At 49.1% G+C, this 13852-nt stretch carries 17 protein-coding genes; 2 read left to right on the top strand and 15 right to left on the bottom strand.

Going from position 1 to position 13852, the window contains the following annotated elements; translation table 11 throughout:
• The first annotated feature begins 87 nt into the window (after positions 1–87).
• The gene (locus ACWHYD_RS09600) at positions 88–288 is read left to right on the top strand and encodes a hypothetical protein (protein ID WP_342346702.1); all 201 of its coding nucleotides are present in this window, start codon (positions 88–90) and stop codon (positions 286–288) included.
• A 215-nt stretch (positions 289–503) separates the two neighbouring features.
• Here the strand turns inward: ACWHYD_RS09600 and ACWHYD_RS09595 are convergent, their stop codons facing one another.
• Both ACWHYD_RS09595 and ACWHYD_RS09590 read right to left on the bottom strand, forming a co-directional pair.
• Positions 504–959, bottom strand: coding sequence for a metallophosphoesterase family protein (locus ACWHYD_RS09595; protein WP_447965673.1), 456 nt, complete (start codon positions 957–959; stop codon positions 504–506).
• 35 nt (positions 960–994) lie between these two features.
• Entirely contained in the window at positions 995–1525 is a 531-nt protein-coding gene (locus tag ACWHYD_RS09590; protein ID WP_447965672.1) for a hypothetical protein, read from the bottom strand.
• Positions 1526–2065: 540 nt separating this feature from the next.
• On the opposite strand from ACWHYD_RS09590, the gene zwf reads away from it, so the two are divergent.
• Entirely contained in the window at positions 2066–3634 is a 1569-nt protein-coding gene (gene zwf, locus ACWHYD_RS09585; protein ID WP_447965671.1) for a glucose-6-phosphate dehydrogenase, read from the top strand.
• Positions 3635–3683: 49 nt separating this feature from the next.
• Here the strand turns inward: zwf and ACWHYD_RS09580 are convergent, their stop codons facing one another.
• The 13 genes from ACWHYD_RS09580 to ACWHYD_RS09520 all read right to left on the bottom strand — a co-directional run bounded on the left by ACWHYD_RS09580 (position 3684) and on the right by ACWHYD_RS09520 (position 13826).
• Positions 3684–5117 (bottom strand): glycoside hydrolase family 13 protein, encoded by a 1434-nt coding sequence (locus tag ACWHYD_RS09580; RefSeq protein WP_447965670.1) that lies wholly within the window; start codon positions 5115–5117, stop codon positions 3684–3686.
• Positions 5118–5255: 138 nt separating this feature from the next.
• Positions 5256–5792 carry a hypothetical protein gene (locus ACWHYD_RS09575; protein WP_447965669.1) on the bottom strand — a complete coding sequence of 179 codons (537 nt, stop codon included), beginning with the start codon at positions 5790–5792 and terminating at the stop codon, positions 5256–5258.
• Positions 5793–5815: 23 nt separating this feature from the next.
• On the bottom strand, positions 5816–6454 hold the full coding sequence (locus ACWHYD_RS09570; protein ID WP_447965668.1) for a hypothetical protein: 639 nt from the start codon (positions 6452–6454) through the stop codon (positions 5816–5818).
• A gap of 88 nt (positions 6455–6542) precedes the next feature.
• Positions 6543–7019, bottom strand: a complete 477-nt coding sequence (locus ACWHYD_RS09565) for a hypothetical protein (RefSeq protein ID WP_447965667.1) — start codon at positions 7017–7019, stop codon at positions 6543–6545.
• Positions 7019–7213, bottom strand: a complete 195-nt coding sequence (locus ACWHYD_RS09560) for a hypothetical protein (RefSeq protein WP_447965666.1) — start codon at positions 7211–7213, stop codon at positions 7019–7021. The genes ACWHYD_RS09565 and ACWHYD_RS09560 overlap by 1 nt, the downstream gene beginning before the upstream one ends.
• A 43-nt stretch (positions 7214–7256) precedes the next feature.
• Positions 7257–8717, bottom strand: coding sequence for a geranylgeranyl reductase family protein (locus ACWHYD_RS09555; RefSeq protein ID WP_447965665.1), 1461 nt, complete (start codon positions 8715–8717; stop codon positions 7257–7259).
• A gap of 59 nt (positions 8718–8776) precedes the next feature.
• Positions 8777–9505 carry a hypothetical protein gene (locus tag ACWHYD_RS09550; RefSeq protein ID WP_447965664.1) on the bottom strand — a complete coding sequence of 243 codons (729 nt, stop codon included), beginning with the start codon at positions 9503–9505 and terminating at the stop codon, positions 8777–8779.
• A gap of 310 nt (positions 9506–9815) precedes the next feature.
• A complete protein-coding gene (locus tag ACWHYD_RS09545) occupies positions 9816–10583 on the bottom strand; it encodes a hypothetical protein (RefSeq protein ID WP_447965663.1) in 768 nt (255 codons plus the stop codon).
• Positions 10584–10607: 24 nt separating this feature from the next.
• Positions 10608–11321: a hypothetical protein gene (locus tag ACWHYD_RS09540; protein WP_447965662.1), complete on the bottom strand. Its 714-nt coding sequence runs from the start codon at positions 11319–11321 to the stop codon at positions 10608–10610.
• A gap of 36 nt (positions 11322–11357) precedes the next feature.
• Positions 11358–11786, bottom strand: a complete 429-nt coding sequence (locus ACWHYD_RS09535; RefSeq protein WP_447965661.1) for a hypothetical protein — start codon at positions 11784–11786, stop codon at positions 11358–11360.
• A complete protein-coding gene (locus tag ACWHYD_RS09530) occupies positions 11783–11989 on the bottom strand; it encodes a hypothetical protein (protein ID WP_447965660.1) in 207 nt (68 codons plus the stop codon). Before ACWHYD_RS09530 ends, ACWHYD_RS09535 begins: the two co-directional genes overlap by 4 nt.
• A 101-nt stretch (positions 11990–12090) precedes the next feature.
• Positions 12091–12798: a hypothetical protein gene (locus ACWHYD_RS09525; protein WP_447965659.1), complete on the bottom strand. Its 708-nt coding sequence runs from the start codon at positions 12796–12798 to the stop codon at positions 12091–12093.
• Positions 12799–12914: 116 nt separating this feature from the next.
• Positions 12915–13826 carry a hypothetical protein gene (locus tag ACWHYD_RS09520; RefSeq protein WP_447965658.1) on the bottom strand — a complete coding sequence of 304 codons (912 nt, stop codon included), beginning with the start codon at positions 13824–13826 and terminating at the stop codon, positions 12915–12917.
• Positions 13827–13852 lie beyond the last annotated feature (26 nt).

Genomic DNA, 13852 nt, shown 5'->3' with positions numbered 1-13852 from the left:
TTCTTTATCAGCGATTTCTGGCACGGTTCTTGGTCTATTGGATAGTACGCACACGCCGAATCGTTCATAATTAACAAGGGGTTGTCCATGGGTGAAACCGAATATTTAGACCAGGAAGATCAAGAAAAAGCAGTAGAGATTCGCATTGAAGATGTCATTTATCGCTCAGATGAAAGCCCGGCCGTCGTGCTGGCAATCAAACGAACCTGTTCCCTGAGTGGAGAATGTAAAGTCGGACATGTCACCTTGGGACATGAAAACACCCTTCGTTTATATTTGGAAACCTAATCATGCATTCACTCTCTTAAATAGATTAAGGCTTTAACCCAAGACTTTCATCCCCATGTTTTCATCCGCGTACCATTTTCATGTCCTCAAGGGGTATTGCACATCAATATCCCCTTGATCAGAGAGCAATCGGTAACCCCACCCAAATCTTAACCATTTCACAAGAGTGGACAAGGCGGCTCACAGAAGACTCACCATTTCTCCTCCTCTCTGACTTAATTTTCAATCTCAATAATTTCAGGGGTAAGGCCGGCATCCGTCAAATGAAGACAGGCTACGGTAATCGGAAGAGTAAATCGACGAGGACCGGCGCTGCCAGGATTGAGGTAGAGTACTCCCTTGCGTCTCTCAGCAGAGGCACGATGGGAATGACCAAAAATGACAGCAGAAATTTCCGAGGCGACAGGGTCTAAATCCAAGTCATCCAGTTCATGCAAGACATAAAATAAATATGATTGATGTTCGACGACATTCGTCAGAGGAATTTCCTCAGCCCAAGGGTCATGATCATTATTTCCACGAACAGCGATCACCGGAGCGATCGTCTCCAGCATCTTCAGGACGTCAGGGTTTCCGATATCTCCGGCGTGGATAATCAATTCAGCTCCGGTCAACGCCTCAATCACCTGAGGGCGAACAAGTCCATGCGTATCAGAAATAATGCCGATCATATTCTCGCTCTTATTGGATGCCCCTATCCTAAGAATCAGGATTCTTTTGTCGGTTGATCACCCATTTTCAAAATATCCCCATAATGGCGTTGGCCACACTCCGGACAAAACCCATGTGTAAATTGAGCATTAGATCGATCAGTAATAAATTGTTCGAGCGGTTGCCAGATGTTGTTCTGATCACGAATCTTTTTGCAAAAACTACAAATAGGGAGAAACCCCTCCAATACGTTGACCCTTTGGGCCAAGGCTCGTGTTTGCTCGGCGGTTCGATTGACCAAAAATGCCATACCACCTAGCACCAGGATCCTGATAATGGTGTTGATCGAAGCATCAAACATGGCCAGATGAATGGGCCATAGCATGCCATAAAAATACAAGCGGATAAGAGACATCGTTACCGCAAAGAATAGTCCCCAGAAAAATCCACTATACCAGGAGGCGAGAGACACCGGAATAAGATACAAAATGGGAAACTGAATGGTCGGACCTGCTACGTAATCCCCAAGTAATATTACGAGTGCCAACGCAATCAAATAGCTAGGAAATAATTTTGAACGTGTCAAGGCATCTGACAAAAATCCTGCTCTGGAGAGGAGTAAAGAGAAAGCTCGGGGAGGCAGCATAGGCCTAAACAGGACAGAGTAAAAAAGATCCTTTTCAAATCATCATACCATAGTCCCATATGTCGAGCATGGGGTTCTGAGTCAAATCATTCTGCCCAGAAACCACCTGATGCCGCACTGGGACAATAGAAGAGAAGCCGCACTACTCCGGAAACAGGACCCTCCCCATTGATAAACCCAACATGGCTCGCCAGTCGGTCTAACTTCTCAGGGATGGTTCACTGAAGGAGGTCTCCATTCAGATGACGCATGAATTCGTTATTTCCTTATGGTAGAGGAGAGTTACTTATGGATAGCGCTTACTACTGGAAATGGTATAGTAAAAAGTATGTTGGTCACGGTTTTGGAGGCTGCGTCCCATTATCGCAGCCTTTTTTATCATGAAAAGACCATCTTAGGAATCAAGATCCAACCCTCGTTGGAATATTTCCTCCATGGACACCAATGGCGAATGCTACTTCCGGAAAGGCAAGCAGACCAGTGAAACCGTCCCATCCTGTTTTTGATCAAGCAGAAGACTTAAAAGAGAGTCCCCTCTTCCAACAGCGGGGTAATGGCCAGACGCGACCACCCACATTATTTGTCATCTTTGGTGCCCAGGGAGATCTCACGAAGCGAAAATTGATCCCCGCCTTATATAACCTGGCATCAAGCCACCATCTTCCTCAAGAGTTTGCCATTCTTGGGATAGATGGGATCCCCATGCATACGAATGACTTTCGGGAGAAGATCCGTCAAGATATCGATGAATTGTGTCCCCGTCCCATCGATGCCACGATCAAAGAATGGCTCCTTGATCGTCTGCATTACCTTTCAGGGGATTTCCGGGATCCTCAGACCTACGAACGCCTTCAGGTTCTGCTGACACAATTAAATACCACACACGGGACCCAGGGGAATTACCTCTATTACATGGCCACGGCTCCGACATTTTTTTCGGAAATCGTGCAACAACTTGGGGCCAAAGGATTAGTGGAGTATCGCAAAGAATTTTCACGGCGAATTGTGATTGAAAAGCCATTCGGCCATGATTTGCCATCGGCCCGATCGCTCAATCAAGCTCTGAAACAGGTGTTAGATGAAAGTCAGATTTATCGGATCGATCATTATCTGGGAAAAGAAACCGTACAAAACATTTTAATATTTCGTTTTGCGAACGGCATCTTTGAACCCATCTGGAACCGTCAATATATTGATCATGTCCAAATTACTGTGGCGGAAACCTTAGGCGTTGAGCATCGCGGGGCCTATTATGAAAAAGCCGGTGCGCTCCGCGATATGGTCTCCAATCACCTCTTGCAAATTTTGGCATTCGTAGCGATGGAGCCACCCAATACGTTTGATCCTGAAGCAGTTCGGAACGAGAAAGCCAAGGTCCTTCGCGCCATCCAGCCCATGAACCCCGTAGAGGTCTTGCAATCAACAGTCGCCGGACAGTATGAAGCCGGATCGATTAATGGTCATAGCGTCCTTCCTTATCGGACAGAAAAGGATGTCGATCCAGCCTCCCTGACCGAAACGTTTGCCGCCATGACCTTAGGCATTGAAAGTTGGCGCTGGGAAGGCGTGCCCTTTTACCTTCGGACCGGGAAACGATTACACACTCGTGTCACCGAAGTGGTCATTCAATTTAAATCGGCTCCACTGATGCTATTTCGTAAGACTCCTGTGGACCGACTCACGCCGAATGTGCTGGTTATTCGCATTCAACCGGATGAAGGCATATCCTTAAGTTTTGGAGCGAAAATACCCGGACCCAAAGTCCAGGTAGGGACAGTAGATATGGATTTCCAATATGCGGAATATTTCGGTGATGCCCCAAGCACGGGCTATGAAACGCTTCTACACGACGTGATGGCTGGAGACGCGACACTTTTTCAGCGAAGCGATAGCGTCGAAGTGGGCTGGAGTATCGTCGATCCCATCGTCAAAGTATGGGAGAGCCTGGGTTCGCATGCTATTCGTCCCTATAGCTCGGGTAGCTGGGGACCACCCGAAGCCGATGCCTTATTGGCCAAAGACGGCCGAATGTGGAGAAACCACGGGTAACCAGACCATTGTTGAGTATCCGGGAATTTCATTTACTACTATAAACTTCTCACGCACCAGCCTGGCTCACAGGAGTCAGTATCATCCCTGAACGTGGTCCAAAATCGGCTAAGACCACCTTTCCCTTTTCACACTTGAACTTATTTCCCGTGAGGTGGTCCTCAAGCCATCGAGCGGTCTTCCCTACCCACGGGGCGAGATCAATCTGAATGGAGACCGGATGATCATCATTATGAATAAGGATAAACACAACGCTTCTTTTCGTCTTTCTCAGAAATACACAGCACTGTTGATCTTGGAATTCCTGGATTACCTTCCAATCCCCCTGTCGTAACGTTGGAAGAGATTTCCGGATTGCGACAAGCCGCTTGGTAAAATCCCGCAACTCGTCATTCCATTTGCTCTGATTCCATTCCATGCCCCTACGATTGTCCGGGTCCTTTTCTCCTTCCATCCCGATTTCATCCCCATAATACACTGCCGGTATCCCTGGGAAGACAAACTGAAACAGCAGGGCTAACTTCAGCCGTTCAATATTTCCTTGAGCTACGGTATAAAGGCGTTCAGTGTCATGGGACCCTAACAGGTTCACCATCGCTGAGGTCTTTTTCCATGGATACATCCGAAGCAGTTTGCTCACGCGGGACACAAACTTCCTGGTTGAAATGGAACCTTGAATAAAATAGTCCAACACGATCTGACGGAATACGTAGTTCGTTCCTCCGTCAAATTGTCCATCCCGAATCCAGGAGCGACCGGGACCCCAGATTTCCGCCAGCATATACGCGGAGGGGTTAATTGTTTTGACTTCCTGCCAGAGCGCTTTCCAAAATCGATGTCCCCGGACATCAGCCACCGCATCCAATCGCCATCCATCAATACCCTGATTCGTCCAATATGCTGCCACCTCAAGAAAGTACCGTCGTGTGGCAGGATTGGCTAAATTGAGAATAGGCATGAGGGGCCGCTCTTGCCAGCCCCGATAATTAAATGGTCCAAATGCATTGACCGGAAATTGTGTGATGTAAAACCAGGATGTGAAGGGGGATGCCTGACCACGCTCCATCACGTCATAAAAGGGAAAGAAGCCCCGGCCGCAATGATTGAATACGCCATCCAACAATACGCGAATGTCATTGGCGTGAGCTTTGGACAACAATCCCTGAAAGTCTGCTAATGTACCAAGACGAGGATCAATCCTAAAGTAATCGTAAGTATTGTATCGATGATTGGCCGAGGCAGAAAAAATGGGCGCCAGATAAATAAGATTCACACCAAGGTCCAAGAGATAATCGAGACGTTCAGTGATTCCCCGGAGAGTACCCCCCATAAACCCGTGGGCTGTGGGCTTGGATCTCCAGGGTACGATACCAGGTCCGGACTTAGTCTCGTGGCTATCTCGCGAAAACCGGTCCGGAAAAATCTGATAGAGGATCGCGTCACGAGTCCAGGAAATGTCGGAAGCGGGTTGATGATTTCTCATGGATACAGAACCGGAATCTTGTTCATGAGAAAGATGCGGGTGTTATGGTACAAAAAAAATAAAAAAACCCGGAGTCACAGGAAACTCCGGGCTAGAGGCAGAAGAAGAAATTTGCTCAGATTTTTCCAAAACTGACGTTCAACAACACGAGCCGACGCTGGGAGAACAACAGCAGGAGGATGCGCACCCTGAGTGCTGACAACAATCCGCACAATCGCAGCCACAGGTCATTTGGCACCCGTATCCGTGAGATCCATGAGAAGAGTTGCCGGCACCGTGGGCATGGCCCCACCCAGCATCTCCGTGATGGTATTCAGTGCCAGCTAGCCCTTGAAGGAATCGTAATCCGACACCCAACCCCGAGTTCAAAAGATCCATTCCCAATTTCAAGGTTTCCCCTACCCGATCAGCAATTTCCCCACTTGTCTCGCTGACCGTTTGTCCCAAGGCCGGATTCAAATGAGGAATCTGAGGCATGAAACCAGTCATAGGGGGGAAAGGCCATCCCATAGGCATTTGAGGCATTCCTGTCGCGCCCGTGCCGAACTGAGGGCCGCCGTGTTCTGCGGCCGGAGCATGTTCAATTCGTTTTTTATATTCCTGAAATTCCACTTTGGCTTTGTTGGCTGCGCCGACATTTTTTCCTTTTGAAGAACTTTTTGGTGTTGCCGCCATTGTTATGCTCCTGGTTAAACCGATTAACAACTAAAGACTTCACACCATCGAACCCTGGCGGTCATGTTGACGACCAAGACCGTCAGATGAGCGCCTGGTTTGGTTGTGATAATGCCTTCCTTAATGACATAGCCATCCTGAGGCTCAGCCTGTTTCACCCATCCCAGAGTTGTTTTTTCGCTGTCCTGTACCGCGACCATGACCAGGGCTGGGGCAGTTGATGCGGCATTCGTCGGAGTATACTCGATGGATAGATGCACGCAACATCCGCCTCCGATAAAAGCTTTTCCTATTCCCGCTTTTCCTCGCACATCCACCTCGCCGACAATTGGAGCCACGGCAGCCTTCGTCTCTGCATTCTTGCCGACTGTATCGTCGACTGACAGTTCAACCGGAGCTGCAAACATGGCCATTGCCCGGACCCGCTGGAGGACCATGGAATGGGAATCCGTCTTTCCATCCACATTAGTGTCTGCTTCTACAAGCAATTCCTTGGCTTCCTTCCGACATTCGCGATGCCCGCAACAGCATTTAGCCCTGGGATGGCAACAACCAGGACAAAATCCAGCGCCCCCATGCTGAAAAAGCGGTCCGGACATGTGACCAGGTCCATGGTGCGCATGAGTGGGAATTCCAGAATACATCGGTTGAGTGTAATTCATTGGCGTGACCTTCCTTAATCTTGCCTCAAATTAAACAGCCATTCACAAAAAATAAGCCGACGATTGAGTCATCCTCAATCGAACAACATCAACAGCAAATTGTTTCGCACCAGCGCAATCGGGCCATCGCTTCTTTTACTTCCAATGTCACTTTGGCACCTGGCTCAATGGATAACAATTGCGATTTCACATGATAGCCGTCCGTCATGGAGGTTTCCTGCCAGGTTGAGATACTTCCATCGATTTCAACCGTGACCTTGACCAAGGGGGAAGTCGCCCCGCCATCCGGCGCGTATTCCAGGGTCAATGAGGCCTTGGTCGTTCCTCCGATGAACACTTCCTTCATGCCGGTTGCGCTATCCACACTGACTTCTTGAGGAAGAGGCATGGAATGCGTGGCCTGCCCACCCCATCCGTATCCGGCATAACCGACTGAGGGGTAGTACGGCATTGGCATCAGGACCGGGTACCCCATTGGAGCCATGCTGCGATAACCAGTCGAATGACAATGCGGTGACGAATGGTGGGACGTCGGGACACAGCAATGCGGTGAATGGTGATGCATTAGGAATCTCCTTCGTTAGAGTCCGATGCTTTTGTCAAATCCTGGGTAATCTTCAACACATCTTCCACAACCTGGAAACCCGTATTGACCACGGTATTGATCATGTCGGCCAATTTTTGAGGAATGTGATTCTCCAGAATTTGCGTGGAAGTCTGATTAATCAGTTTGTTAACGGATCCTATAACGGTGGCCATGGTGTGTGCCTTTCTCCGGATGGGAGGGATTCCCTGCCGGTAATCAAATGGGGCATTTAGTCAATGCGGTTCCCGTCGGCGTCAATGATCCTTCGGCATGGCCTCTGGCCAATCGAAGAACTTTGGTCATCACCTCGAGGCTCCAGTTTAAACTTTGCCAGGGATTCATCAGCATACGGCTTGACGCTTTCGCACTACTGGTCAATGCGTCGGTGGCTAAACTTAAAGGCCCGGTCACCACTCCTTTTTCGTCTAATTGTAACATAGCCAACCAGGCCGCCGGATTGCGGGGCATGGCATGAAACAACGCTTGCGGGACAAGACAAATATTCTGAGAAAGAACCCCACTGAACACTCCGCTACAGAATTCTTGAAATTGCCGGTCATGGGTGGTCATGCGAGCAATGTTGGCAAGAACAAATAAGCAGAATTCTTTCAAATCGGGATTTTTGGCCACGGATAAAAATAATTCTCCCGTTCGCCAGTCCAAATCAAATTGTTGTTCCCATTGCATTTGGTATTGTTGAAGAACGCGGACGGAACAATCTCCTTGTAACACGGCCTGATGCGCAGTTTCGGCCGCTAAATACGCCCCTTCCATCGCTTTATGAATGCCTCCGCCATTGAGTGGATCGGCTTGATTCGCAGCATCACCCACCAGCATCACCCGATCGGCCACAATGGCCTTGGGTTTAAAAAATGAGACGGCCCCACCTGAAACAGCTCCGCAACGTGAGGCATGACGCAAGAGGTGACCCAAATCATGGTCAAGAAAATCCTGGAACACCTGCTTCAGATTCGGGATCATGGGAAACGGCTTATCAAACGCGTACCCCAACCCGATATTCGCAAAGCCATCATCATCCACAAACACCCACGCGTACCCTGGAAAAAACCGCTCATCGAAATACACCTTTATTTGGGCGCCTTCGGCATCCACATTTTGGTAATAGGCACGAAGAGAAAGGGCCGTCGCTCCATTTTTTAAGACGTTCCCCATAGAGCGTGACACGACGGAGCTCACGCCGTCTGCCCCGATAACAATTTTCCCCTGTACTTCCGTGCGTTGACCTTTATGATCCAGGACAACACGGGCATGATCGGGTTTCTGGTGAATCTCCCGAACAAGGGAATGCGCTTGAAATTTGGCTCCGGAGTCCACGGCATGTTGAAGAAGGATATGATCAAAACGGCGGCGATCCAACAACACGCAAAAATCCGGATATTGAGTGGAATTCGGAAATCCCCCGGTCAGCAGTAATTCGCCGTTAATAAAGAGGTCACACGTCTTAATACAGGATTTGGTGTGCGTCAGCACTTCGTCGATACAGCCCAACTGGTCAAGCCAGTACAACGCTTGAGGGGTCAACCCATCCCCACAGACCTTATCCCTGGGAAAATCGGTTCGATCAAGGATTAAGGTTGACAGCCCCTTCCGTGCCGTAAACGCGGCAGTACTGCTCCCTCCCGGTCCGGCGCCGACCACAATCACATCGTACGTCATAGGTTTTCCCAGAAAATATCCATATGGACAGAACAACTCTCACTCAAGAGCTTTTCCCTTTACGTTGCCGACGTCACCAATAATTTCACCGGAATTTCAATGGCCTGTTCGGAAACCACAAGGATACGTCCATGATAAATGTCCGGAGGAAGCCCATCGGGAATGACACCTTTCAACACAAATTTTTCAAAATCCATCGGATTAATCGTTTTCGTTCCAGGGTTGACCGTGAAGCCTTTGCAGGGAAATACCTGACCTTGAGTCGATCCGATAAACCCGTCGACTTTCAACTTGACGTTCTTGGCTGAATCCATTGAATCATTATTTATAGAAAATGACACCTGCACGGATTGCCCTGGTGTCAGCGGCAACCGATTGGCGATGTAATAGGCAGGGTCCTGTGGTTCGATACCTTCTGATTGTTCCGAGGAAGACATTGGAGCAGCCGGATCGCGTGGGCTGGAGGTCGGAGGAGCGGATTCCTGAGGTGAAGCCGTGGCCGTACCCATGACTCCGGAAAATTTCTCCATCATGGAATCTTGCATTATCGTTCCAAAACGATTAATGAGGGTCAATCCCAAACTTAAACCCGCTTCAGCCAGATCCAATCCTTTGGCAAACGTCGTGCCTATTTGATCACCATGCCCGAACACCGAATCCTCAGAGTTGATACGTTGATCCGTATGAGCAGAGGCTTGGGCTGTCGACGTTTTTTGAGCTGGAGACCTGCGGGGTTGCGGGTTCTTTTTACTGTTCTTACCGGCCGTGGCTTTACTTCCGGACTTCATGCTCATGACTCCAAAGACATTGTGCGGATTAACAACATGAATGACACGTACAGGGTGAAGGCTGGCATTGCACACAGTAATGGTGCTGGACAACCGGTCCACATCCCTGACGCATGGTACATGCGCATCCGTGGGAACAAGGTGGATCCTGCCAGATAACCCCGTGCATGAATTGCCGGAAAAATTTGGCACCAGCGCCGACCAGATGGAAGGCAAGGCCAAGAGCCTGACCAGTGGTCTGTCCCAATGTGGTCGCCCCATCGGGTTTGTATGTTGAGTATGAGGAATGCGAATGCGAACAGGACATGGGTTAATTCTCCCCGCTGCTGACAGCACTATCCATGAAATCCATCTGAGATCGGGGTTTGATCATCGGAAAAGTATGAGAAGGCACATTTCCCACTTTCAACCCACCCGAAGGGGCTTGTCTCCCTCCTCCGAATTTACCTCCCGGCCTGAGACCATCTTTACCTTTTATTGGTCGTTCCGTGAATGTCCCGTGCATTGGCTGATGAGAGGGAGGGATGGGCTGACAAGGTGATCCCGTGGCCACGACCCGTGAACCTTTAGTCATCGATCGAGATGGAATAGCCGGATTGCCGGCAGTCGCCACCTGAGGAAAACTTTGCGCGGGAATACGCGATTGCTCCCGCCTGACACTATCTCGTGGAGAAACCATGGTCCGCCCGTCCAGGTTGAGGCGGAGGAGTTCAATCCCTAACACCCGCGCGCGTAACGTATAGCTGGAAGGCAGACAAAAATCCTGATGAAGTCCGATCGACACAGGGGGCAAGCGCCGGATATTCATATCAACAGCAGGGAGCTGCCGGAGTGACAAATTGACGGTTGGCAGATTGGTCACATTGAACTGTTCAACACGTATCGGATCCAGATTGCGAATTTCGTCGATTCGAAGAGATTCAATAGTCAGGGGATCAATATGATTCAGTTCCTTAATGTGAACAGCGGCCGGGGCAATATTCCGAACTTCGCTGATCACTAGCGGATCAACATTGCTCAGTTCACTGATCCGCAATTTGTCGAGATTTTTTGCTTCTTTAATTTTTATATCGCCCATATGAATGCCCTTCCTTGGCTGATGCTACACCAGTCCTGGCCAGCTATAGTTTAGGTGAATCGCCTTGGCCTCATCGATGATGGCCGGTTGGGTTTGTAATCGAGCCGAAATTGTCACAACTTTGGAAGAGCCCGATCCGTTGAGTTGATAGAGAAACCAGGGAGCAGTCCCCGCCCCGCCCTGCACCACTGAGTCCACAAGCCATTGGACAGTCGCCCCTGAACTGTGCCGAATGGTCGCCCGAAATAATTGTTGAGTGTTGCTCTGATCAATATAGGCGTTGTCATGTCCTTGAGGATAATAGAGATACGCCTGCTTTGGGAAAACTTCAAGTGTTGGTTGATGAAGCGGCTCGGGTCCATTTCCCATCAAAGTGACAAAAGCATAGGCTTTCCGAAAAGGGCTTTCCGCCGCAGTGGCGATGATAATGTCAGTTGTCCCATGAGCAAGGCTGCCTTTCGGAGGAGCGACATATAAGCCGGTCGGATCGATCGAACCAGACCCTGGATTTCCTGCAGGATCCTGAACGGCCCAATTCACCTTACTGCTCATCCCGTTATATACCGAAGCTTGAAATCGGACCTGGGTATTCACAGGATCGCCATATCGTTCATCACGAAAATACACTTCAGCGTTGGCCGGCCAGACCTCTACTTCAATTTGATGCTGACAGACGATCTGATGGTAGACCTGATAGGTCGGATGGGTATGACGACATGGTGCAGTGTGAACCGGCACGGCTAACCTTTCTCTATCATTTGCTCACGATGAAATCTACATTGTGTCGACGTGTTCCTCAAAGTCATCGTCCGGGAGATCAACGGAACAATTGGCAATCTTCCCGAAGAGTTTGCCATTGAAGCTTAGCTTGGATTTACATCCAACCTTTCCCTCCAGTTGCGTCGTGATCCCTTTTGTGCCCAGGACCCCGGCTAATTGCACATTGGCTCCTTCAACCGCGACGGTAAATGGAGAAAGCTTTATATCAAAACTGCCAATCGAAGCCACCGTATGGATTCCACCGGCCCGCCGGAGAAACGGAATCGAAAGATTGATCGGGATCTCGCTGACCTGCACCGAAATTGAACTCACCTGCGCGACAAAAGATCCTTTGACCTTTGTGGCAAAGGCGATTGGTTCGGTTTTAGCCTGGACAGAAAAATCCGGGCAACTCTCCATACCCAGTTGGCCTTTGAAATTCACGTAGACTCCTCCTGTCCTGTCTGCTGAGTCGTCATCCCATCCGGATAGACCCGCTCGGCCAGATCACTACACATTGCATCAATCCGTTCATTCAATTGTTCAAACCCCTTCAAGGATTGACAAATTTCTTCACAGTTTTCCCCTTCAATCTCAAACGAGACAAAGGGACCAAGTTTAATTCGAAGAACCATATTGGCCGCCATTCTATCACCTTTAGTAAAAAATGAAACCGGGGTATATAAATAAGGGCGTTCCCCTTAATACATTGCTTCCCCTTAATTTGACCTGGCCATACCGCCCTTAATTACTTCGATTTCCTTGAATCCTGGCGACGCACCGGACGCTTGCCGTTTCCATTCCTGGGTTTCATCGTTCCGGTCTCATTGGCCTTCTTTTTCGCCATACCATGACCATTCGTCTGGACGTTCCCATTACCAGGCTTGTCGTTCACCTGACTCAGGTTTCTATCTGCCTCTCGCAAGAATTTCACCATCTGATCCATGGAATGTAACATGACTCCAAGCGTGTCTTTTTGTTGCCGATCAAGATTTTTGTATAAATCTTCAAGCTTTCGTTCAAGTTCTTGCCCGTCACTGGAAGTGCGGTATTCTTTGCCACGTTCCCGTAGAACCGTCCCGAACTGATCCAGGATGGAGATCACACCAAATAAAATATCCAACGTTACGTCCTGTGCTTCCTGGCCACGAGGATATGGGTGCGGACGGCAATGGGAACAAGCCAGAACCTGTTCATCTAACCCCATACTCCATCTGGCGAAAAGAGCCGATCGGGAATCGTCAGCAATATTCGAACATCCCCGACGATGAAGTTTCCCATAAACAGGATCGAATTGATACGGGGCCATGGCCGCTTCCGCTTGGCCATCAATTCGCAACAGCGCGCGCGCATCGCTGACCTTTCCTTGAGATCGTAGCTCCTGAAGGGCAATAGCAAACACATCCCCCCAATACACTTCTGTGGTTCCCGATGCATCCTCAGGAGAACGTCCCATAACTCTCTGTACGCCTGACCACCGGGCTTCCTCTTCCTTAAACGTTTGCCTCTGTGAAAATGGAACAAACCGGACACACCATTTCCTAAACGGTCCTGATCCTTCTTCCTGGGGGCTTAATCATAGACTGCCCAGGCCAACTCTCGATGTGTCTTTTGCAAACGATGTTTCTTGAGACGGGTCGCAAAATATTTTGTCAAAAAGGCAATCAGCAAATCCCGCCCCGAACCTTCTGGTAGCCCCTGACGCAAACGGGCAATATGACCTTGAAAAATCCGACGAAGAGTGCGTTCGGGGTCGGCAACCTGATTGAGATAGGTCACCCGATGATAATGCAAGTCTGAATAGCAATCCCCGTGATCGTCAATATGCATAATCAAGGAGCCTGCGAGATAGATCATACTTAAATAATGCAGAGGAACCGCTGGGACTAAAAATCCTGTTAGAACTAAAATAGCATGGCCGCTTCGGTTCCTGGCACTTTCCCGTAAGACCCGCAATTGTTCTCGGCGGGGACGTGAGCGAATGATCTCAGGATCAGAGCGGAAGGTCACATCCCGTTTTTGCGCTTGAAATAGCAGCAGGATGGCTTGCCGAAGTAAAGGATCCAAGACATCCCGTTCAGCAAACAAACGAGCTATAATCACATAAAACAGTTTTTCTCGATCCGTTTGAATCTCAAACCAACCCTTGGTCAAAAGGTCATCCATCCGATCAATATAGGAATGAGCAACATCCAAGCCAAAGTCATCAATAAAGCTATCCGCAAGGAAACAACAACCCCCGAACAAACTGCCAATCATTTGCCGACGCGCATCATAGGGAAATCCCGCAATTTCCGCGCAGGCATGTCCCACAACGGTCATCTTGGCACTCAGTTCCATCATCTTCCGGTATTCATCCTGGCGTTGTTCAAAAAGATCGGGATAATACTCCAGCACTAACGGCTTCAGAAAGACCACTACCTGTTTCCGATAAAAACTGAACAATTGATCAAGAGGCGTATGGAGGGATTGGGACGCGTACATGAAAAAAACATCTCGTTAGAACGAAA

The organism is Nitrospira sp. Ecomares 2.1 (assembly GCF_965152585.1).
This window is presented reverse-complemented; position numbering and strand designations above follow the sequence as displayed.

Bases quoted from the DNA above. Each gene is read 5' to 3' on its own strand.
- ACWHYD_RS09600 (WP_342346702.1), top strand. From the start codon at position 88: ATGGGTGAAACCGAATATTTAGACCAGGAAGATCAAGAAAAAGCAGTA.
- ACWHYD_RS09595 (WP_447965673.1), bottom strand. From the start codon at position 959: ATGATCGGCATTATTTCTGATACGCATGGACTTGTTCGCCCTCAGGTG.
- ACWHYD_RS09580 (WP_447965670.1), bottom strand. From the start codon at position 5,117: ATGAGAAATCATCAACCCGCTTCCGACATTTCCTGGACTCGTGACGCG.
- ACWHYD_RS09575 (WP_447965669.1), bottom strand. From the start codon at position 5,792: ATGGCGGCAACACCAAAAAGTTCTTCAAAAGGAAAAAATGTCGGCGCA.
- ACWHYD_RS09570 (WP_447965668.1), bottom strand. From the start codon at position 6,454: ATGAATTACACTCAACCGATGTATTCTGGAATTCCCACTCATGCGCAC.
- ACWHYD_RS09565 (WP_447965667.1), bottom strand. From the start codon at position 7,019: ATGCATCACCATTCACCGCATTGCTGTGTCCCGACGTCCCACCATTCG.
- ACWHYD_RS09560 (WP_447965666.1), bottom strand. From the start codon at position 7,213: ATGGCCACCGTTATAGGATCCGTTAACAAACTGATTAATCAGACTTCC.
- ACWHYD_RS09555 (WP_447965665.1), bottom strand. From the start codon at position 8,717: ATGACGTACGATGTGATTGTGGTCGGCGCCGGACCGGGAGGGAGCAGT.
- ACWHYD_RS09550 (WP_447965664.1), bottom strand. From the start codon at position 9,505: ATGAAGTCCGGAAGTAAAGCCACGGCCGGTAAGAACAGTAAAAAGAAC.
- ACWHYD_RS09545 (WP_447965663.1), bottom strand. From the start codon at position 10,583: ATGGGCGATATAAAAATTAAAGAAGCAAAAAATCTCGACAAATTGCGG.
- ACWHYD_RS09530 (WP_447965660.1), bottom strand. From the start codon at position 11,989: ATGGCGGCCAATATGGTTCTTCGAATTAAACTTGGTCCCTTTGTCTCG.
- ACWHYD_RS09525 (WP_447965659.1), bottom strand. From the start codon at position 12,798: ATGGGACGTTCTCCTGAGGATGCATCGGGAACCACAGAAGTGTATTGG.
- ACWHYD_RS09520 (WP_447965658.1), bottom strand. From the start codon at position 13,826: ATGTACGCGTCCCAATCCCTCCATACGCCTCTTGATCAATTGTTCAGT.